Below are 22,225 nucleotides of genomic sequence, written 5' to 3'. Positions count from 1 at the left end.
TCATTGATTAATTTAAACCTTTTCTAAACATAATTTCAACTAAAATTTATTTTTTTCATTTTAGGCTTATATATATTATTAAATTAAAACTATAGTTTTATAATAACTTTTTACTTTTTAAAAAATAAGACTATAATATTAATAATTTCAAAAATGGAGGCAAAATGAAAACTGTTATTATTGGTGGTTCAGCAACAGGTATGGGTGTTGCAGCTAAACTTAAAAGATTAAATGAACAAAATGAAATAGTTGTTATTCAGGATAAGGATTATGTTTCGTTTGGAGCTTGCGGAATACCATATTATATAGGTCATAATTTTGAAAATCCAGAAACCTTAATTGCAAGAAAGATTGAAAAATTTGAGGAGTCACAGATTTCTGTTATTAGTAATTCAAAAGTAAACAAAATTGATTTTGAAAATAAAAAGGTCATTTTTGAGGAGTCACAGATTTCTTATGACAATTTAGTTATTGCTGTTGGTGCAAAACCAATAACTCCTGAAATTAAAAATATAGATGCCAAAAATATATTTACTGTTAATTCAAAAGAAGACGCGATTGAAATTAGAAAAACAATCAATGATGATAGTAACGTTTTAATAATAGGATCAGGTTTAATTGGTTTAGAAATGGTTGAAAATATTAAACATAGTACAAGAGCAAAAATATCAATTATTGAAAAAGCAGATAGAGTGTTAAAAAATTTATTTGATGAAGAGTTTTCTGAATTAGTAGAAAAAGAAATTTCAAATCAAGAAATAAAGCTATTTAAAAATAATGAAGTTATAGAATTTGTTAAAGATAATAATGGCAAAGTAACTGGCGCTAAAACAATTAATGGTGAAATAATAAAATGTGATGTGGTTATTTTAAGTATTGGTGTTACACCAAACACTTCATTTTTAAGAGATACTAATTTAGAGTTAGAAAATAATGGTGCAATAAAAATTAACGAATATTGTGAAACGAATATTCCTAATGTTTACGCAGGCGGAGATTGTTGTAGCAGTTTAAGTTATTTATATAAAAACTCAAAAACATTTTATTTAGCAACAGTAGCAAATAAACAAGCGAAAATAATAGCAAATAATATTAATAAAAATAAATCAAGTAAATTTGTTGGGGCATTAGGAACAACAATAATAAGATTCTTTGATTTAGAGTTAGCGAGAACCGGTGAAAATAGAATGTTTATTGATATGAACAGTATTGAAACTAAAGAAGTTTTAATTAAAGATAAGGATCACACTAATTATGTAACTGGTCAAGAAGATTTATGATTGAAAATAATCGTAGATGTTAAAACTAAAGAAATTATTAACGTGCAAATGATAGGAAAAAATAAATCTGTTTTAAGAATTTATGGATTAGTTGGTTTAATTTGGGCAAGAAGTAAAGTTGATGAAGATTTAGAGCAGATTGATTTACCATACTCTCCACCGTTTTCAAGAACAACAGATATTATTCACATTGCTTTAAGTAAGTTAATATAGATTAAATAAAGAGAAAAAAGAGGATATAAAAATGTTATTAAGCAGTTTTAAAGAAACTTTCCTTCAAAACTTTTTAAGCATAAGCACATGACAATCACTTTTAGCGATTGTATTGTTTTTTGGTTTAATGGGTGGGTTTTGATATGGATTAAGACAAATAAAAATTAAGTTTGTATACAGAATATTTATAGGTATATCTATAGGTTTAATATTTGGTATAGCAATTCAAGCTATTATAGGTTTCCCTGGAGGTTCATGATTTTCACATGATGGACAATCAGCTTGGGCGCTTGTTGATGGCAATTGATTAGATATTTCTAAATATTATATTAAAGGTAGTAATGATTATGTCATGATTTCAACTATTGTGAATAAACCAGAGGCAGCTCAACTTATTCAAGGTGAAATATTTATGCCAGACTCTTCTCTTGTAGAAGGATATAAGGTTGCTTTCGTTGGTTCTGTTGTCGCTGAAAAGTCAATTAAGTCTGGAATAGATTGAATAATTGAATTTAATACATGAGCATCAATGTTAAAACAAATATTTATTAATGGTATTTTATTAATTACAATACCAGTTGTATTTATTGCAATCTTTAGAGTTGTTGCTAAACCTGGAAGTAAAGGCTTAGGAAGAATATCTGGAAAAGCTGTAGCTATTTTATTAATAAATGTTGCTATTGCATTTACAATTACTTTTTGAATAGGATACGTATTAAAAATTGGTAAAGGATTAAATTTTGATCAACAAATACCTGGTGGTTCTGGAAGAACAGATTCTAAAGCTTTACCAGAAATAATTTGGGGATATATACCTTCTAATTTTGTTGCTACATTATCTGCAACAGCAATCATACCCGTTATTGTGCTTGCTGCATTGGTTGGATATGCAACAACATTCGTAAGAAAAAAACATCCTGAGTCAATGGATAATTTAATGAATTTCATGGACAGAGCTTGAGATATAGTTATGTCTATATTAATGACATTTATGAAAATAATGCCATTAGCAGTAATGGCCATGTTGACAACTTCAATTACAACAAGAGCTATAGGTGCACTTGCTTCTATAGGTTTAATATTAGGCGTTGGATATTTAGGTTTAATAATTATGTTAGGTGTTATGACTTTAATTTTATTCTTATCAGGAATTAATGTTAAAGCTTGATGAAAACATGCTTGAAGACCTTTTGTTCAAGCTTTCTCAACACAGTCTTCAAATGCAACACTGCCAGTAACTATGGACACATTGTCTAATGGAATGAAAATTAAAGATAAAGTAACAAGCATAGTAGCTCCACTATCTACTTCACTTGGACTTGTTGCTTGTGCTGGGGTTCAAGCGGGATTAATTACTTCTGTTTTATACACAGGTTCTGAAACTGTTGCAACAATGAACATATTTGCATTCTTTATATTAGGACTATTTACTACAATTGTTGCAAGTATTGGTATTGCCGGTGTTCCAGGTACTGCAACTGTTGTAACATCTGCCGTTTTAAATGGAATTGGTTTTGGAGCTTTCTTTGCTCCTGTGTATGCAATTTTTGGTGCTATTGATGGTTTATTTGACATGGGTAGAACAGCAACAAATGTTACTGGTGGAATTTTTGCTGCCACGCTTGTTGCAAAAGATGAATTATTATTTGAAGAAGGTACAGAGTTAATATCAGAAAAAAAATTAACAGCATTAATTGAAAATAAAGAAAAAAAAGAAAACTTAAAAAAAGCGTCAAAAGCTAAAAAGAAAACAAACAAATAAAAAAATTGATAAAATATATAAAGTTTGAAAATTACAAAGGAGAATACATGACTAAGTTCAGATTAAGATATGCGCCATCGCCAACCGGTTTCTTACACATTGGAAATACAAGAACAGCTTTAATGAATTATTTATTTGCTAAACATTATAATGGAGATTTTATTGTAAGAATAGAAGATACTGATTTAGAAAGAAATGTTGAAGGAGCAATTGAATCACAATTTGAAAACTTAAATTGACTTGGAATAAATGCAGATGAATCATTTTTAAAACCTGGTGAAGAGAAATATGGTAAGTACATGCAATCTCAAAAATTTGGTAGATACGAAGAACTTGCTGAAAAACTTATTTCAATAAAAAAAGCATATCGTTGTTTTTGTACAACTGAAGAATTGGAAAAAGACTATGAAGATCAAGTTGCAAAAGGTATAGTTGCTACTAAGTATTCTGGAAAGTGTGCAAGATTAAGTGAAAGTGAAATTGGGTCAAATTTAAAATCGAATAAAGATTTTTCAATTAGATTTTTAGTTCCTGAAACTACTTTGAATATTAAAGACTTTATAAAAGGTGAAATTACTTTTGATTCTAAAGAGTTAGGAGATTTTGTTATTTTAAAAACTAATAAAATAGCGACATATAACTTTGCTGTTGTTGTTGATGATTTTGACATGGGAATTTCTCATGTTTTAAGAGGTGAAGAACATATTTCAAATACACCAAGACAAATTTTAATTTATCAAGCTTTTGGATGAGAAACTCCTCAATTTGGACATATGTCATTAATTGTTGATTCTACTGGTAAAAAATTGTCAAAAAGAAGTGGTAATGCTTTATTTTTCATTGAACAGTATAAAAATCAAGGTTATTTACCAGAAGCAATGTTTAATTACATTTCTTTATTAGGTTGATCACCAATTGGAGAAAAAGAATTGTTGACTAAGCAAGAATTAATTTCAATGTTTGATGATAAGAGATTTAGTAAATCTCCTTCAACATTTGATATGACAAAAATGAAGTGAATAAATTCTCAATATATGAAAGCCTTATCTGAAGAAGAATATTTAGAATTTACTAAAAAATATATTAATACTGAAATGTTTAATACTAAAGATAAATCTGAAGATTGACTAAATCAAGTTTTACTTTTATTTAAAAAAGAATTAGAGTTTGCTGATCAAATCAATAATCATTTAAATATATTCTTTAATGAAGTTGATGTTACAAGTGAAACAATTGAAATATTGAAAACAATTGAAGAACACGAAAGTGTTATTAAAGAATTTGAAACACAAATATCTACTTTAAACGAATGAGAAATCGAAAATATTAAATCTTTAATTAAATTAGTTAGCGAAAATACTGGTAAAAAAGGTAAACATTTATTTATGCCTATCAGAATTGCTTCTTCAAGCTCTGAACATGGGCCTTCACTAGCTGATGTTATTTATTTATTAGGTAAAGATAAAGTTTTAGTAAACATAGCTAAGGTTAAATAGGTAATTATTATGGAAAAAGTTTTTAGAGATAGTATTCACGGTGACATATTTATTCATGATGAGATTTTTATGGAAATAATTAATTCACCAGAAATGCAAAGATTAAGAAGAATTCTTCAATTAGGTGGAGCTCAATTTGCTTATGCTGGAGCAACACATACAAGATTTACTCATTGTTTAGGTGTTTACCATATCATTTCTCAATTTCTTAAAGCGCCTGATTTTGAAAAAATATCAGCTAAAGAAAAGAAAATAGTTTTACTTGCAGGTTTAATGCACGATATTGGTCATGGCCCGTTTTCTCATACATTTGAAAAAATAAGCAATAGAAGTCATGAAGAATATAGTGCTGATATAATTAGAAATCCTGAAGGAAACATTTCAAAAATTCTAAAAAAACACAAGATTGATCCTGAAGATATAATTGCTATACTAGAAGGTAAATATCCAAATAAAGTTTTAAATTCATTAGTTAGCAGTCAATTAGATGCAGATAGAATAGACTACTTGATGAGAGATTCATATTATTGCGGTGTTAATTATTCTTCACTAGATACAGAATTTTTAATTAGAAATGTTAGAATTATGGATGACAAAATTATATTTCCTAAAAAAACAATTCATGCAATTGAGTCATATTTACTTGGAAGATACCACATGTATAAGCAAGTTTATGAACATAAAATATCAACAGCTTTTGATGTAACACTTATAAGCTGATTTGAAAGAATTGTTGATTTAAATGAAAAAGGGTATAAATTTTTGGATGATAGAATAAATAATTATTTTAGTTATATTTTTAATGGACAAAATATTCCAATACATTTATACTTAATTTTAGATGATTTTACAATGTTTGATATCATGAAAAGTTGTCAAAAAGAAAATGACCATATTCTTAATGATTTATCTGATCGGCTAATTAATAGAAATTTCTTAAAATTAAAAGAGGCAGATGAATTTAAAATAAGAGAAATTAAAACCTTATTAAAAGAAGACGGCAAAGATCCTAAATACTATTTTATTGAACCTAAGGTTAAAAAACCTAGCATTTATAAAGATGGTGTAACAGATGGCAAAGATCAAACTATTTATATAGTTGACAAAAACAATGTAGTGAAATCATTAACTAAATTTAGTTTATTGGCTAATACAGTTAAATTAATTGAAGATGAAAAAACAATTAAAAAATACTTTTTTCCAAAAGAAGTAATGTAAATATAGAGAGTAAGGGTGAATAGAATGGAAAGTTTATCAAATATTGACTTGGCTTATGAGCTTTTAAGAAAACGTAAAAGTCCAATGAAATTAATGGCTATTTGAGAATCAATCAAAGATAAAGCAATAAATCACAAAAATGATGAAAATGAAGCTATTGCAGATTTATATAGTGATTTAGTTCTTGATGTTAGATTCGCTCTTTCTACTAAAGGTGAATGAGCGTTAAGCGACGACTCAAAAATTGAGGACATCAAGAAAAAATTTGACTCAAAACCAGTTAAAAAGAAAAAAAATGAATCTGATGACGAAAATGATGAAGTGGTTTCAGAAGATGAAGATGATGAAAACCCAGAGGTTTATGATGACCTTTTTGTCGAAGAGGAAGAAGAAGATTCAACATCAATTTATTACAATGATGATGAAGATAGTATGTAATAATTAAAGAAAAGTTGCGACTTTTATGTTTTAGCAACTTTTTTTATTTTTTTAAAAAAAGGAGATAGTATTATGGCAAAATTTGTGTTTGTAACAGGTGGAGTGGTTTCTGGCTTAGGTAAAGGAATTACTGCAAGTTCATTAGGTAATTTATTAAAAGCGAGCGGGTTAAAAGTCTTTATGCAAAAATTTGACCCTTATTTAAATGTGGACCCAGGAACAATGAGTCCATATCAACATGGAGAAGTCTTCGTAACTGATGATGGTGGAGAAACTGATTTAGATTTAGGTCATTATGAAAGATTTATAGATGAAAAGTTAACAAAAATGTCTTCAACTTCAGCAGGTAAAATTTACTTAGAAACAATTAATGCTGAAAGACGTGGGGATTGAGGTGGACAAACTATTCAAGTAGTTCCACACATAACTGATTCAATTAAAAATAAAGTTTACCAAGCTGCTAAATCATCAGGTGCTGATGTTATCATTTCAGAAATTGGTGGTACTGTTGGTGATATTGAATCTCAACCGTTCATTGAAGCTATTAGACAAATAAGAATGGAACAAGGAAAAGAAAATGTTGTGTTTATTCATGTTGCTTTACTTTTATATCTAAATGCATCAAAAGAATACAAAACAAAACCTATTCAAATGTCAGTTAAAGAATTATTAAGTTTAGGAATCCAACCTGATATTATTGTTCAAAGAACTGATAAACATTCTTCAAAAGAAATTAAAGAAAAAATTTCATTATTTTGTAATATTCCTACAACTAATGTTATTGATGCAATCGATAAAGAATCAATATATGAAGTTCCTTTAGAAATGTATGAGCAAAACTTACATGGTTTAGTTTTAGATCAACTGCAAATTAAAACTAAAATAACAGACATGGAATCTTGAATAAAATTCTGTGAAAAAATAAAAGCATCAAAAGAAGAATTCGAAGTTACTTTTGTAGGAAAATATATTGAATTACAGGATGCATATTTATCAGTTATTGAATCTTTAAAAATTGCTGGATATGAATTTAAAAGAAAATTAAAAATCAATTGAATTCAAGCCGATAAATTAAATGAGTCAAATTATAAAGAAGTTTTACAAAATGCAAAAGGTATTTTGGTTCCTGGAGGTTTTGGAGACAGAGGAATCGAAGGAATGATTTTAGCTTCTAAATTTGCTAGAGAAAATAGTATTCCATATTTGGGTATTTGTTTAGGAATGCAAATTGCAACTATTTCAATGGCTAGAGATTGATTGAATTTACCAGAAGCTAATTCAACTGAATTTGATAACTCAGGAGCTGTTCTTATCTTTGATTTCATCAGAGGAATAGATGTTCAAAATTTAGGTGGTACATTAAGATTAGGAGCATTCTATAAAACAACAATTAAAGAAGGAACAAAAGCTGAAAAACTTTATGGAAGTAGAGAAGTTTTTGAAAGACATAGACATAGATATGAATTTAATAACGAATACAAAAAACCATTAGAAGAAAAAGGTTTAGTGTTTTCAGGTATTTATGAAGAAAAAAAATTAGTTGAAATGATTGAATTACCAAATCACCCATTTTTTGTTGGTAGCCAATATCATCCTGAGTTTACTTCAAGACCAAATAAACCAAATCCATTATTCAAAGGATTTGTGGAAGCTATAATTATGAAAACAAAATAAAAATCTCTCGAAAGAGATTTTTTTATTTCATTTCATTTCATTCAGAAATTAAATCATTTGTTTTTTTTATTAATTCTTTTTTGTTTTTAACAAAATCATTTGCAACACTATTAAATATAATATCTGCAATAAAAAGTTGAGCGGTTTTTGATGAAATAGATGAATATCTTTCTTTTTGATCAATTGTTTTGAAAGTTATCTTATAAGATGGTTCATATTCTAATATTGTTGTATCTTTTGTAATTAATAAATTTTGCATTTTATTTTTATAACAATAATCATAAATAAATTTTACTTCATGACTTTTTAGAGAAGATGAAATTAAAATAACCAAACCATCATCATTAAAAGTTGATAGAATTGCTAAAACACTATGAAAATCTGAAAAGTACGCACAGTTTATACCTGTCTTTTTTAAATTAGTATTTAGCTCTTGAGCGGCAAGTGCACTACTTCCAACACCGTATATTAAAACAACCTTTGAAGTAATAATTTTTTTAGTTATTTTATCAATTTCATTTTTATTTAAAATATCAGATGTTTCCTTTATTGTATAAGAATTATATGTTGTAATATTTTCAATGATTTCTTCAATTGTAGTTCCATCGTTTATAATGTAGCTTTTATTTTTTTTAATATTTTCTTCATTAACATATAGTTGTAAATCCTTAAAACTATTAAAACCCATTTTTTGTGAAAATCTTGAAACAGAAGAAACAGAAATACCAACTTTTCTTGCAATAGAGTCGATACTAATTGCCAAAAAATCACTTGTATTCTCATTTATGTATTTAATCATATTGTTTTTTGTTGAATCGATATTTTCTTCTTCATCAATTTTAAAAATTTCTTTATTCATTTTAAATAATGCCCCATTATTCTTTTTTTTAATTATACATCATTAAAATTATTTCCAATTAGGCCAAGTTAAAATGCTTGTTTTTTAGATTAAAATAATAAGGAAATAAAATAAGGAGTAATATGAAAGTAATTAAACTTGAAAATGAAGAGCAAGTCGGACTTGAAGCTTCGCAAATAGTAATAAAAAAAATAAAAGAAAAAAATAATATAGTGCTTGGATTAGCAACAGGTTTTACTCCAATACCTTTATATAATAATTTGATAAATTTTTACAATCAAGGAGAAGTTGATTTTGCATTAGTTAAAACTTTTAATTTAGATGAATATAAAGGACTTGAACCAACACACAGTCAATCTTATAGATATTTTATGAATGACAAATTGTTTAATCATATTAATATTGATTTAAATAATACACATGTTCCAAGTGGCATAAATGTTGAAAATCCTTCAGAATATGATTCTTTAATTAGTAAAAATGGTGGGGTTGATTTACAAATATTGGGTTTAGGAATAAATGGCCATATTGGATTTAACGAACCTTATACAGATTTTGAGTCATTAACTTCAGAAGTAAAATTAACTGAATCAACAATAAAAGCAAATTCTAGATTATTTACAAATATTGATGAAGTTCCAAAAAAAGCAATTTCTATGGGCCTTAAATCAATTATGAATGCTAAAGAAATAATTTTGTTAGCAACAGGTAAAAATAAATCTAAAGCAATAAAGCATTTAGTTCAAGGCGAAATTTCTGTTGAGTGACCTTGTACAATATTACAACAACACTCAAATGTGATTGTTATAGTAGATGAAGAAGCTGCATCTCAGTTAGGAAACAAATAATTATGATATTAGAAATTATTGCAAAAAATTTAGAAGATATTTTACATATAAATAAGTCAAATGCTGATCGTATTGAATTTTGCACAAGTCTTGAAGTTGGCGGATTAACTCCAAGCTATGAAGAAATTAAGCAAGCTGGTGAAAATTCTAAGTTACCAGTAAATGTAATTTTAAGACCTTCAGCAAGAGATTTTTATTATACAGAAGATGAATTTGAAAAAATGCTAAAAGATTTAAAATATATTAAAAATACAAAAGTATCAGGTATAGTGGTAGGTATAATTACTCCTGAAGGCGAAATAAATATAGACAGAATGAAAAAAATAATGAAATTAAAAGGTGATAAAACCGTAACATTTCATAAAGCGTTTGATCAAGTTAAAAATTTTGAAAAAGGAATTGAAACTCTTTACTCATTGGGCGTTAATACAGTATTGACAGCGTGTGGTGAAACAATAGAGTTAAATACAGAAAATTTGAATAAAATTAAAAATTTAAATAAAGTGACAGTTTTAGCGGGTGGCGGAGTTAATGAAAAAAATATTTTAAAAATAATACCAGTCGCAGATGAAATTCATATAGGTACAGCTGCAAGAATTGATGGAACTTGAAACTCAGGAATAGATATTGATAAAATAAACAAATTTAAAAAAATAGTAAAAAAATAGTAATTAAATTACTATTTTATTTTTTATAAATAATTTTTCCTTTGCCAATTGTTAATAAAACTTTTGGTTCATTATCAAGTATAACTATGTCGGCAAGCTTCCCTACTTCAATTGGTCCTGTATCAGATAATTTCATTTGTTTAGCAATATTGGTTGAAGCCATTTTTGCCAAATCAGTAATTTCCAAATTACAAACTCTTTTATAATTTCTAACATTGTGATCAAAAGTTGCTCCTGCTCCAGCAAGAGCCTCATTAGAACTTAATTTTGCTGTCATACCATCTTTAATAACTTCTAAATTACCTAATTTATATTTACCATCATCTAAACCCTTAGCGTTCATTGAATCTGTTATTATAGATATTTGATCTGGGCCTTTAATTTTGTAAATTAATTTTAATACTTCATCATCTATATGAACACCATCAGAAATAATTTCTACTAAAACATCAGAATAATTTAAAGCTGCTGTCGTTAAACCTGGCCTTCTTTGATCAATACCACTCATTGTGTTAAAAATATGACAAATATGTTTAACACATAATAAATAATCTTTTTTTGAATTGATTAGCCTCCATATTTGATTGGCCAATACTTTGCAAAATGTTATTAGCAATACAATATCTAGTAAAAGCACCATCTTGTAAGTCAGAAGCAAATGTTATTATTTTTATATTGTTTCCTGAAATCGCATTTCATTTTTTAGTTAGTTCAATATTTGGTGGTGTTAATAATTTTTCATCGTGAGCTCCTTTTTTTCTGTTGAAATAAAAGGAGCTCCCATATGAATTCCTAAGCATTTAGCACCTTCGTTTTTGTCTTCCATAAATTTTTTTGAATTCTTTTAAATATTTATTATTGTCTATTTCACAGTTTGTTACTGTAGCTTGATAATATTTTGTTATTCCTTCTTTAGCAACACTTTTGAAAATATTTCAAATCTATTTTTATTTCCTGTTTCAAAATCAACACCATATCCACCATGAACATGACAATCAATGAAACCTGACATTATTCATGAATCTTGAACATCAATTCCTTCTAAAATTGTAGAACCTTCATTTATTAAAAATATTTTATTATCTTTTATTTTGATATATCCATTTTCGATTATTTTTTCTAGAGTTACAATCTTTCCATTTTTAATTAATATAAACAATCGCTCCTGTTATATATTGATTATACATTTGGTAAAGAAGCAATAAAAAAACTAATTATGAAAATAATTCTCTTTTTGTATTGTTTTTTAATATTTTGACGTAATAAAAAAAGCGCTTATAAACGCTTTTTCATTTTATCGTTTAATTGAGCAAGCCATTCTAAAATAAGTGTGGCGAATTCCTTTTATAACAATACTATATGTTGTAATGTTTTCAGGCACAGCTATTCCAGGATAACCTGTATCTCCTATATGATGAATATCAGTTCCACACATTTTAGCATTTAATGCAATTGTTTTTATTGTTTGTGAGTCAGCCCCTTCTTGAGAAGTACCAATTGATGTCATAGATAATAATCCCAACTCATGAATAAGATTAATTTTTTTTGATATTAAATCAACTGTTGTTCCGGGAATTGTCCCTGGTGCAGGAATTAATATAACATCAGCTCCAGCAAGTTTTAATTCTCTTATTTCTTCATCTTTAAGTATTGCATCTCCTAAACCAGCTCCATGCATTTTTCCAGCAAAGATTGCGATATTGTTATTAAAAACTTTTTTAATTTTTTTTGTACATTTAACAACTTCTTCATTTGTTATTCCATTTCCAGGATTTCCTGTTAAAACAATAAAGTCAACTCCAAGTTCTTTTAACTTTTTAACATTTTCTACAGTTGCGAATCTTCCTTTAGTCATTTTTCAAAATTCTTTATTCTGATCAGAAAAATTTGGATCAACAGGTTCCAAATTTACACCAATTGATCTACCTGTAAATTCTTTTAACTTTTTAATTAATTCAAATGGTTTAATTTCTTTAGGCATTCCTTTTATTTCAGGTTTTTCAGCATCAAATAAATTTAATAATAAAATATCTGCTCCCATTGCGGCAGCTAATTCTGAATTTGTTATAGTTTGTAGTAAAGGATTAAGTGTAACTATATTTTCACTAACCAAAATCCTTCCTTCGCAATTTTTTATTGACTGAATTAACTCACTTGAATTAAGTTTTTCAATCTCTGAAGCAGTTAAAGATAAATATCTCATATTATTCCCCCTTATATCTTAATAATACCCAATTCAAAGATAAAACAAACTAAGTTAATGTATTTGGAATTTTTTTCTATTATGCTATTTTTAAAACAAATTTCTCAATTTAATATTAAAATCAAGATAAATGTATTTTTAAGAAAAATCTTATTGAATACAGAATAAAAATATAAAACACACTAAAGAATTTTGAAGGAGATAAAATGATTAAATATAATTTAAATAAAATTACTTTATTAGCAGCTGCAGAACAGACAAATAAAATTTCTGAAAAAGCAGGATGATTATTTCTTTTAGGATCATTATTACTAGTTATTCTGGCTATTTTACTTATTTTAATTACAATTTCTTATTCACGTAAAAAGAAATACAAAAAGGAACAAACTTTTAAAATTGTTTCAGGAAAATATAAATATATGGACATAGGATCAAGTTATGCTTTTTATTTTATGATTATTGCAACAATAATAGCTGCTATAGTTATGTTTGCAATAGGAATATCGGGTGTAGCCTAAATTATTTTTTTATTTCTATTTATTCTAAAATATAGTGGAAAAAATTTCCTTATCATTTTTTTAACATTATTTTGTTTTTGAGTAAAATTATTTTGAAAGGAGATTTTCATGTTAACACAATTAAAACAAAAGCATTCTGAATCTAAAAATAGAAAAAAGAATGCTTTAAATACAAGTGGTGGCAGCAAGTGAAACAAAATTTTAACAAAATTACAAGAACTTGGAAAAGCTTTAGCATTTCCAATTGCAGTTTTACCTTTTGCCGCTATTTTAAACAGATTTGGAGCTCTTGGAGTTACATATACAACTGATTCGACAGGTGCTATTTTAGATGGAGTTGGAAGTTCAATAGGATATTGAATTTCATTTGTAATTCAGCAACCTGGTCAAATTGTTTTTGATAACTTAGCTTTACTTTTTGCAATTGGTATAGCGTTTGGTCTTTCAAAAGATCATAGAGGAGAAGTAGCTTTAGTAAGTGCAGTATTTTATATTGCATTAATTGCATTAACAAGTGTAGAAAGAAGTTTACCATCAATGATATATGGTAAAACTTTGGGATTTGATATTTATAAACCAATTCTTGATGATGCCGGAAAAGTAATCGGTGTTGAAGTATCAGGAAAACTATCTGGACTTTTTTATGTTCCTATTAACTCAACTTATGAAGGAGCAAATGGAGAACTAATTAAATATGTTTCAGATGGTGCATACGTTTTAAATATTGGAGTTTTAGGAGGAATTACAGCAGGTTGTTTATCAGCGTTTTTCTATAACAAATATAAAGATATTCAATTACCACAAGCTCTTTCATTTTTTAGTGGAAGAAGATTTGTTCCAATGGTAGCTTTAATTGCTGTAATACCAACAGCATTACTTTTTTCAATAATTTGACCTTGAATTCAGTACGTATTAATGTTATTTGGAAGAGCTGTAGCTGACCCAACTAATCCAGCAGTTGCGATTCCTGGTACAGCTATATACGCTATATTAAATAGATTATTATTACCTTTTGGTTTACATAACATTTTAAATACATTCTTCTGATTCCAATTACCTATTCAGGGACATATAATTGATCCGATAACAGGTAATGCAGGAGCTGAAACTATTGTTAATGGTGACATTAATGCATTTGCTGCTGGAATTGAAGGATCAGGATTATTCCAAGGAGGATTCTTCCCTGTTATGATGGGTGGTGTACCTGCAATTGCAATAGCAATGATATGTACAGCTAAACCTGAAAATAGAAAAGAAATCGCAGGATTCTTAGGCGGGGTCGCATTAGTTTCACTTGTTTCAGGAATAACTGAACCAATTGAATTCTCATTTGTATTTATTTCTCCTATATTATTAGTAATTCATGCGTTACTTGCTGGTGTTTTTGTAGCAATTTCTACAGGTATGCAAATTCAATTAGGATTTGGATTTAGTGCAGGATTAATTGATTATATTGCATCATTTGCTCAATCTTGAGGATTTGCAGCTTCAAAAGAAGGTGTGTTTAAAATTACATCTAACCCATTATGAGTTTTATTATTAACACCAATAGCTTTTGGAACATATTTTGGAATATTCTATACAACAATTAAAAAATTAAATCTTCCAACACCAGGAAGAGAAGAAAATGAAGTAACTGTTGCATCTAAAGATAAAAAACAAAATAATGCAAAAGCAGAAGATAAATATCAAGTAATGGCTGAAAAAATATTTGAAGCATTAGGCGAAGATAACATAGTATCTATTGATAATTGCATGACTAGACTAAGATTAATTTTAAAAGATAATTCTAAAATTGATGAAAGTAAGATTAAAGAGGCTGGTTCTTACGGAATAAAAAGAATGGGTACTGAAGCAATGCAAATAGTTATAGGTTTAGACGTTGTTCATGTTGCTGAAATAATGCAAAAATTGCACAAAAAAATCTCATAAGAGATTTTTTATTTTATTCAAAATCTTTTAATATTTTTGTCTCCATCAATTCTTGAATCTTCATAAATGCCGCCATTATTTAAAATGACTTTTTCAGAAGCAATGTTAGAATCTAAACAAGTTATTAAAATTTCATCTATTCCTTCTTTTTTGGCTATCTTTAAAGTTTGTTTTAACATTTCTGTAGCATATCCTTGTTTTCTGCGAGAAGGAACTACACCATAACCTATATGACCACCAAAATTTAAAAGAAATTCGTTAAGTTTTAGTCTTAAATTAATAAAACCTATAACTTTATTTTCTTCATCCAATGCAAGATATTGAATAAATGGCATTCACCCAGGATTTCCAACCCCTTCTTGAACAAAGTCTAATCAATCTTCAGTTCTCTCAAATGAAAGTATATCTGAAGATCCCGAAATGTTTTCTTTAAGTTCATTTGGATATTTTTTAAAATCTTCCAAAGCATTTAGAATTTCGTCCATATGTTCTCATTGAGGTTTAACAATTTTAAGTTTCATATTTGTCCTCCATATTTATATTGATTCTATACTAATATTTTATTTTGTGTATTCCTATTTATCTTATTAGTGCTAATATTATATTTATATGAAAAGGAGACATTATGAAAAATATAATTGAAATAAGTAATTTAAGAAAAGCATTTAAAAATAAAGTTGTATTAAATAATTTAAACCTTGATATTAAAGAAGGCGAAAGAGTTGCGATCATGGGTGCAAATGGTTGTGGGAAAACAACATTAGTAGAAATGATAGCTCAATTTAACAATCCTGATAAAGGAACAATAAAAATTAATTTAGAAGGCAACATTAAAAATGAAATTGGAATTCAATTACAAACAGGAGATTGACCTGCTGGAATTACACCATTAGATATGCTAGCTTTTTATAGAAGTATATATCCTAAATTTACAAAAGAATGAGAAAATACAATAGCTGATGTTTTTGATATTAAAGAATTTATTAAAGTACCATTAAAAAAACTTTCAGGTGGTCAAAAGCAAAGATTCAATGCTATGATTTCTGTTATGAATAATCCAAAGATTGTTATACTAGATGAATTAACAACAGGATTAGATATGGAACTTCAATACAAAATTACAGACTTCTTTAAAGAAAACGTTAAAAAATCAAAACAAACATTATTGCTTGTTTCGCATCATCCTGAAGAAGTTGAAATATTATGTGATCGAATAATAATAATTAAAGACGGTGGAATATTTTTTGACAAAAAAATTTCTGCTGTAATAAAAAAATATGTTTCTGTTAGAGACTTAATGAATTTATTTTTTAAAGGAGAGTTAAAATAATGTTTAAGAAAATTGACACATTTAATTTTAAAAAGCAATCAAGCATATTTAAAAATTTAACTTTATTAGTTTATAAATCATTTATTAAAGAACCAAGAAGTATTATTTTTATGTTAGTTGTTCCAATATTTTTTTCAGTTATGTTTTTCTTTATTTTTGGAAAAGATGGAAAGACATTATTTAATTATGCACTTCTTCCATGCCTTACTGTTTTAACATCTCTTACTCCTGCAATAGTAGAGTGAAAAAACTCAGTGTTTTTAAAAAGAATTGATATAACAGGTGTTAAAAAAAGCATGTTTATAGGGTCTATATGGCTGGTGTATTTATTAGCAGGAATATTCTTTTATATTGTTGTTTTATCATTTAATGCAATACTAAGTATAATTGCTTTGGGTACAGGTGATTCAAACTCATTCTTAAAAGCTTTTTCTTCAATTAAAATCGGATATTTATTGTTATCAATTATTTTAATTTGTGCAACATCAATTGCACTAGCAACTCTTTTTGGAGGTATTGCAAATTCATCAGGGTCAATACAAGGAATTGTAATGATGGTATATTTTTTCAGTATATTTTTATCTGGAATAATGTTACCAACTGAGTCACTATTTAAAAGTCAAGGTATGGTTATATTTACTTACTTTATCCCGCATAAATATCCAGTATTCTTATATATGTATTCATTTAGCAAAACTGGATGAACTGAAACATACCAAGGAATGCAAGGAACTCAAGTAACATTCCAAGGAGCTGTGAATAGTTTTACATCAAGCTGACAACCAATAGTAGGTTCATTGGCAATTCTTGCTGGATTATTTACATTAACAACTTTTACATTTAAATGAACAGCAAAAAGATAATATAAAATTATTTGTTTAAAAGTTATAAAGTTGTATAATTTTAAAGAAGTAAAAGAAAGAGGATAAATAAATGACAAGACTATATCATGAAAAATTAGTTAATGCTACAGCTATGGTTAAAGCAGCACACGAAAATAAATACGCAATCGGTCACTTTAACATTAACAACTTAGAATGAACTAAAGCAATCTTAGAAGCAGCTCAAGCTTCAAACACACCTGTTATCTTAGGAACAAGTGAAGGTGCTGTTAAATATATGGGTGGACCAGTTACTGTTGTTGGAATGGTTAATGGTTTATTAGAAGAATTAAACATTACTGTACCAGTTTCATTACACTTAGACCACGGACAATCTATTGAAATGGCTAAAAAATGTATTTTAGCTGGTTACTCATCAGTTATGTTTGATGGATCACACTTACCATACGAAGAAAACTTAGCAAAAACTAAAGAATTATTAATTTTTGCTAACGAACATGAAATTTCAGTTGAAGCTGAAATTGGTTCAATTGGTGGAGAAGAAGATGGAGTTGTTGGAAACGGTGAATTAGGTGACCCAACTCAAGCAGCAGAAATTTCAAAAACAGGAATTGCAATGTTAGCAGCAGGAATCGGAAACATCCACGGAAAATACCCTGAATGATGAACAGGATTATCATTTGATACTTTAGAAGAATTACAAGCAGCATGTAAAATGCCAATGGTATTACATGGTGGAAGTGGAATTCCTCAAGACCAAGTTGAAAAAGCTATTTCAATGGGGATTTCAAAAATCAACGTTAATACTGAATTACAATTAGCTTTTAGAGATGCAACAAGAAAATATATTGAAGCTGGAAAAGACTTAGATGATAAAACAAAAGGTTTTGATCCAAGAAAATTATTAAACCCAGGATACCAAGCATTAAAAGAAACATTTAACGAATTAACAGAATGATTCGGATGTAAAGGTAAAGCTTAATATTTAATCAAATAATTAAAAAATCGCGAAAGCGGTTTTTTATTTGTGCTTTTAAATAAAAATGTTATATAATTTTTAAGTACTGAAAAAGTATCTAAATGAAAACATAGTGTGAAAGGAGATACATCTATGCCAAAAAAAGATATTCAACCAAAATACTTCGAGGAAGCAAAATTTATTTGTACAACATGTGCTAATGAATTTGTTTGTGGAACTACAAAAAGAGAAGAAATGAGAATTGACGTTTGTTCAAACTGTCACCCATTCTTCTCAGGTGCACAAAACTTTGCAAACACTACAGGTCGTGTTGAACAATTTAAATCAAAATTTGCTAGAAAAGAAGCTATTAACGCAACTGCTCAAAAAAATTCTGAAGATCAAAAATCAAAAAACAAAGAAAATAAATAATTTAGACCACAATAGTGGTCTTTTATTTAGTTAATATCTTTAATTAAAGTCCTAAATGATTTAAAATATAATAAATGTTATGTCTTTTAAAGGAGGGTGAAAAATATGTCATATAAAATAAAAAATTTTAGCCCTTCTAATAACAAAGAATCACTTAAAAAAGTTGATTTTGAGTCTAAGCCAGGTCAAATAACTAATATTTATTTAGAAGATAAAAAACAAAAATCATTTAAAAGAATCATACTTGGAAGACAAAAAAATAAAACTGGTAGATACCAAGTTGACAACGAAGATGTTATTAACAAGAATTTTATTAAATTGCGTACAGAGTACATAAAAGCCGATACATGGTTTGAACGTTTAGTGCCTACAAAATGAATTTTAGCTCTTTCGCTATTGTCTGATTTACAATTTTTAAGAAATGCAAGAATTAAATATGCAGAAAAAAAATACGAGTATCTTTCTTTATTAGATTCAAAAAATGATTTATCAGATTTAAAATTAAGAAGAGATATTGATGAAGCTATAAATAAATTTATTAATTTTTCTAACGAATCACATGAAAAAATAATAAATAACTTAGATGATATTTTATCAAAATTAAATGAGAGTATGTCTCAAAAAATGTTTAATGAATTTTCACCACAAGTAAAAGTTTTATCAAAAGCTTTATTTGATATTGAAAAAGAAAAACTACTTAAAGGAATGGAATTTAAATTTGTTCAAGTTCTTTACGATAGAATTGAATCTTTAAATGAATTGCGTGATTCTTGCACATGTGAATTCAATACAAAAAAATCAAATAATAAATTATTGAGAAAAAGAAAAAATCTTTTTGAATACAAACAAACAAAATTCATTGTAGAAAAACAATTAAAGTTTTTAAACATAAGATTAAATAAGCTAAGACTGGAAAGTATTTTATTATTTTTTAGAAAAAGAACAATAAGTACTCAATTTAAATTTGAATTAGATAAGTTTTATAAAACTTATTCTGTTGCTAAAGAAGTTCAACAAGAAATATCATCAGAACTTAATAATTGAAAAAAAGTTATTAAAGATAAAGTATCAGATCAAAAATTGACAGAAAAAAAATTCTTATTCAATTTTATTAAAACTGAATCTTCATTGTTAACAAAATTTATTATTTCAAATATTCATAATTATCACAAGTTAATATTAACTGGAGAAGTAAAGTACGGAAACAAGAATGAATTTCTATCTCTAAGAAAACATTACAAAAAACAAATAGTTCCTATTTTTAAGCAAGCTGAATTATGAATGGAAAATAACTTTAAAAACTTAGATATAAATTTTGAATGATTCTTAAAAGGAAGTTTTAAGCTTACATCATTAAACATGATATATGTGAAAATATTGAAAGCGATAAATCTAGGTAAGAAAAATATTATATTATCTGATTTCTTACATTTATTAACAAATAAAGATTATGAAATGCTTTTTGATACAATAAATAAGATTAATGAATTTTATCCAGAGATATCATTTATTATTCTGCATTCAAGAACTTTCACAATAAGTGATATGTCTAAAGACAAAAAAATATACTGATCAAGAAATAATGAATTAGTTAAAACAACAAATAATGAATTTTTTGAAAAAAATTTAATAGATATTTGTAAAAATGAATTAGGTGAATCAAACGTTTTTTCTTACACAAAAGAATCTGACAATTTAATTGATGTAGAAAATAGATTATGAAATGTAAACACAAAAAAATTTAATGAAAGTGGGTTTATATTTATTAATCCTCTTGAGATATCTACTGAGTTCATTGAAAATAATTCTGTACCGATAAATGTTAGAATTATAAGAACAAATAAATATCATGATAAAAATATGTACTTTGGAATAACAAAAAATAAAACAAAAATATATTTTTATTCTGAAGATAAAACATTTGAAAGAGAAAATGATGCAGTTCTTTATTTTGAAGAACATTCAATATCAGCAATAATATAAAGGAAAAAAGAAATGAAAGAAACAAATTACAAATTATTAATTAAAAAAATTAAAAAATATAAAAATATTATTATTTTAAAACATATAAGACCTGATTGAGATGCACAAGGTAGCTCAATGGGTTTAGCATACTTAATTCAAGAAAATTTTCCAGGTAAAACAATAGTTGTTCCTGGAGATAGACTTGATGATAACAAAGACTTTTTAAAAAGCAAAATATCAAATGATTTCATTAAATCAGCATTAGTTATCACAGTTGACACTGCAACAAAATCAAGATTAGATTTTGATAAATATGATATTGCAGTTGAAACATTTAAAATTGATCACCATGTTAATATTGATCCATATGCAAAAAATGAAATTGTTAAAGAAACAGCAATGGCATGTACTGAAGTTATAACTTTATGAGCAGATGCTATGAAACTAAAATGAAACGCAAATGCAGCATCAAATCTTTACAAAGGTTTAGTTACAGATAGTGGAAGATTTTTATTTCCAAATACAAGTTTTAAAACTTTTAACGCAGCTAAAATTCTTTTAGAAAATGGTGCAAATTTAAAAGCGGTACACGATTCACTTTTTGTTTCAGATTTAAAAAGAAAACAATATGCAAACTTTGCATTTTCAAAATTACAATTATCTAAAAAAGGTGTTGGTCATATTACAATTACAAAAGAAGACCAAAAACCTTGAAAATATTCATACGAACAAATTAAATCTGCATTAGGAACTATGAGTGGTATTGATGAAATAAAAATTTGAGTTTTAGTTATTGAATTAGATGAAGAAATTAAAGTTTCAATTAGAAGTAGGGATTTTGAAATTGATAAAGTAGCTAACAAGTATGATGGTGGTGGACATAAATTAGCAAGTGGATGTAAATTAAATACATTATCTGATATATCAAAACTTGTTAAAGACTTAGATGCTGTTATAACAAAAGGAAATAAATAGTTATGATACAAAACAGAGATACAATTGAACAAAAACAGTTAGGTTGAGTGGAATTAATAACTGGATGTATGTTTGCTGGTAAAACAGAAGAGTTTATCAAAAGATTACGTAGACATGCTTTTGCCAAAAGAAATGTAATAGCATTTAAACCAGTCATAGATACAAGATATGCTGTTAATGAGGTTGCTTCGCATGCAGGAACTCTATTATCATCAATTCCTGTGAATTCAACAGTTGAATTAAAAGAAAAACTGGAAGCAAAAATATTAGAAAAAAAAGTAGATGTAGTTGGTATTGATGAAATTCAATTTTTTGATGAAGCTATTGTTGATTACATTGAAGAATTAGCTGACAGAGGAATAATAGTAATAGTAACAGGTTTAGATAAAGACTTTAGAAGTCAACCATTTAAAAATGTTGACAGAATACTTCCACTAGCTGAAATGGTAGATAAATTAACAGCCATTTGTCAAAAATGTGGAAACTTTGCAAATAGAACACAAAGAATAATTGATGGTAAACCAGCTGATTGAAATTCACCATTAATATTAGTTGATGGTAATGATAGTTACGAAGCTAGATGTAGAAATTGCTACCAAATAGAAAAGGGGTAA

The 22,225-nt window shown here is 27.0% G+C and carries 23 protein-coding genes; 17 read left to right on the top strand and 6 right to left on the bottom strand.

What is annotated here, in order from left to right; all coding sequences use genetic code 4:
• Positions 1–164: 164 nt before the first annotated feature.
• From T314_RS0101195 to T314_RS0101170, 6 genes are all read left to right on the top strand, one after another.
• Positions 165–1,493, top strand: coding sequence for an FAD-dependent oxidoreductase (locus tag T314_RS0101195; RefSeq protein ID WP_029511831.1), 1,329 nt, complete (start codon positions 165–167; stop codon positions 1,491–1,493).
• Positions 1,494–1,524: 31 nt separating this feature from the next.
• Positions 1,525–3,255, top strand: a complete 1,731-nt coding sequence (locus tag T314_RS0101190) for a dicarboxylate/amino acid:cation symporter (protein WP_051612874.1) — start codon at positions 1,525–1,527, stop codon at positions 3,253–3,255.
• Positions 3,256–3,302: 47 nt separating this feature from the next.
• Positions 3,303–4,751 (top strand): glutamate--tRNA ligase, encoded by a 1,449-nt coding sequence (gltX, locus tag T314_RS0101185; protein WP_029511829.1) that lies wholly within the window; start codon positions 3,303–3,305, stop codon positions 4,749–4,751.
• 9 nt (positions 4,752–4,760) lie between these two features.
• On the top strand, positions 4,761–5,969 hold the full coding sequence (locus T314_RS0101180) for an HD domain-containing protein (protein ID WP_029511828.1): 1,209 nt from the start codon (positions 4,761–4,763) through the stop codon (positions 5,967–5,969).
• A 24-nt stretch (positions 5,970–5,993) separates the two neighbouring features.
• Positions 5,994–6,407, top strand: a complete 414-nt coding sequence (rpoE, locus tag T314_RS0101175) for a DNA-directed RNA polymerase subunit delta (RefSeq protein ID WP_029511827.1) — start codon at positions 5,994–5,996, stop codon at positions 6,405–6,407.
• 72 nt (positions 6,408–6,479) lie between these two features.
• Complete coding sequence (locus T314_RS0101170; protein WP_029511826.1) at positions 6,480–8,081, top strand: CTP synthase; 1,602 nt, start codon at positions 6,480–6,482, stop codon at positions 8,079–8,081.
• Between the two features lie 22 nt (positions 8,082–8,103).
• Here T314_RS0101170 and T314_RS0101165 read toward each other — a convergent pair whose 3' ends face one another.
• Positions 8,104–8,940 carry a MurR/RpiR family transcriptional regulator gene (locus T314_RS0101165; protein ID WP_029511825.1) on the bottom strand — a complete coding sequence of 279 codons (837 nt, stop codon included), beginning with the start codon at positions 8,938–8,940 and terminating at the stop codon, positions 8,104–8,106.
• 122 nt (positions 8,941–9,062) lie between these two features.
• Here T314_RS0101165 and nagB point away from each other — a divergent pair, with 122 nt between their 5' ends.
• A complete protein-coding gene (gene nagB, locus T314_RS0101160) occupies positions 9,063–9,788 on the top strand; it encodes a glucosamine-6-phosphate deaminase (RefSeq protein ID WP_029511824.1) in 726 nt (241 codons plus the stop codon).
• A gap of 2 nt (positions 9,789–9,790) precedes the next feature.
• A complete protein-coding gene (locus T314_RS0101155) occupies positions 9,791–10,456 on the top strand; it encodes a copper homeostasis protein CutC (protein ID WP_029511823.1) in 666 nt (221 codons plus the stop codon).
• Between the two features lie 16 nt (positions 10,457–10,472).
• Here the strand turns inward: T314_RS0101155 and T314_RS04065 are convergent, their stop codons facing one another.
• From T314_RS04065 to T314_RS0101145, 4 genes are all read right to left on the bottom strand, one after another.
• Positions 10,473–10,964 (bottom strand): amidohydrolase family protein, encoded by a 492-nt coding sequence (locus T314_RS04065; protein WP_199785488.1) that lies wholly within the window; start codon positions 10,962–10,964, stop codon positions 10,473–10,475.
• 25 nt (positions 10,965–10,989) lie between these two features.
• Positions 10,990–11,256, bottom strand: coding sequence for a hypothetical protein (locus tag T314_RS04060; RefSeq protein WP_199785487.1), 267 nt, complete (start codon positions 11,254–11,256; stop codon positions 10,990–10,992).
• A 101-nt stretch (positions 11,257–11,357) separates the two neighbouring features.
• Positions 11,358–11,615 (bottom strand): hypothetical protein, encoded by a 258-nt coding sequence (locus T314_RS04055; RefSeq protein WP_199785486.1) that lies wholly within the window; start codon positions 11,613–11,615, stop codon positions 11,358–11,360.
• A 135-nt stretch (positions 11,616–11,750) separates the two neighbouring features.
• The gene (locus T314_RS0101145) at positions 11,751–12,659 is read right to left on the bottom strand and encodes a DUF7916 family protein (RefSeq protein WP_029511822.1); all 909 of its coding nucleotides are present in this window, start codon (positions 12,657–12,659) and stop codon (positions 11,751–11,753) included.
• A 206-nt stretch (positions 12,660–12,865) separates the two neighbouring features.
• Here T314_RS0101145 and T314_RS0101140 point away from each other — a divergent pair, with 206 nt between their 5' ends.
• Both T314_RS0101140 and T314_RS0101135 read left to right on the top strand, forming a co-directional pair.
• Positions 12,866–13,177, top strand: coding sequence for a hypothetical protein (locus T314_RS0101140; RefSeq protein ID WP_029511821.1), 312 nt, complete (start codon positions 12,866–12,868; stop codon positions 13,175–13,177).
• Positions 13,178–13,285: 108 nt separating this feature from the next.
• Positions 13,286–15,109, top strand: a complete 1,824-nt coding sequence (locus T314_RS0101135; RefSeq protein ID WP_051612873.1) for a PTS transporter subunit EIIC — start codon at positions 13,286–13,288, stop codon at positions 15,107–15,109.
• A gap of 8 nt (positions 15,110–15,117) precedes the next feature.
• Here T314_RS0101135 and T314_RS0101130 read toward each other — a convergent pair whose 3' ends face one another.
• Positions 15,118–15,630 (bottom strand): GNAT family N-acetyltransferase, encoded by a 513-nt coding sequence (locus T314_RS0101130; RefSeq protein WP_036237406.1) that lies wholly within the window; start codon positions 15,628–15,630, stop codon positions 15,118–15,120.
• 104 nt (positions 15,631–15,734) lie between these two features.
• Between T314_RS0101130 and T314_RS0101125 the strand changes: the two genes are divergently transcribed.
• The 7 genes from T314_RS0101125 to T314_RS0101095 all read left to right on the top strand — a co-directional run bounded on the left by T314_RS0101125 (position 15,735) and on the right by T314_RS0101095 (position 22,225).
• The gene (locus T314_RS0101125) at positions 15,735–16,439 is read left to right on the top strand and encodes an ABC transporter ATP-binding protein (protein ID WP_029511818.1); all 705 of its coding nucleotides are present in this window, start codon (positions 15,735–15,737) and stop codon (positions 16,437–16,439) included.
• Positions 16,439–17,302, top strand: a complete 864-nt coding sequence (locus T314_RS0101120; protein ID WP_029511817.1) for an ABC transporter permease — start codon at positions 16,439–16,441, stop codon at positions 17,300–17,302. The genes T314_RS0101125 and T314_RS0101120 overlap by 1 nt, the downstream gene beginning before the upstream one ends.
• 70 nt (positions 17,303–17,372) lie before the next feature.
• Positions 17,373–18,263: a class II fructose-1,6-bisphosphate aldolase gene (fba, locus tag T314_RS0101115; protein ID WP_029511816.1), complete on the top strand. Its 891-nt coding sequence runs from the start codon at positions 17,373–17,375 to the stop codon at positions 18,261–18,263.
• A 129-nt stretch (positions 18,264–18,392) separates the two neighbouring features.
• Entirely contained in the window at positions 18,393–18,671 is a 279-nt protein-coding gene (rpmE, locus tag T314_RS0101110; RefSeq protein WP_029511815.1) for a 50S ribosomal protein L31, read from the top strand.
• Positions 18,672–18,776: 105 nt separating this feature from the next.
• Complete coding sequence (locus tag T314_RS0101105; protein WP_029511814.1) at positions 18,777–20,654, top strand: hypothetical protein; 1,878 nt, start codon at positions 18,777–18,779, stop codon at positions 20,652–20,654.
• Positions 20,655–20,666: 12 nt separating this feature from the next.
• Positions 20,667–21,611: a DHH family phosphoesterase gene (locus tag T314_RS0101100; RefSeq protein ID WP_029511813.1), complete on the top strand. Its 945-nt coding sequence runs from the start codon at positions 20,667–20,669 to the stop codon at positions 21,609–21,611.
• A 2-nt stretch (positions 21,612–21,613) separates the two neighbouring features.
• On the top strand, positions 21,614–22,225 hold the full coding sequence (locus T314_RS0101095; protein ID WP_029511812.1) for a thymidine kinase: 612 nt from the start codon (positions 21,614–21,616) through the stop codon (positions 22,223–22,225).

It is taken from the genome of Mesoplasma grammopterae ATCC 49580 (assembly GCF_000701525.1).
Classification (GTDB): domain Bacteria; phylum Bacillota_I; class Bacilli_A; order Mycoplasmatales; family Mycoplasmataceae; genus Mesoplasma; species Mesoplasma grammopterae.
This window is presented reverse-complemented; position numbering and strand designations above follow the sequence as displayed.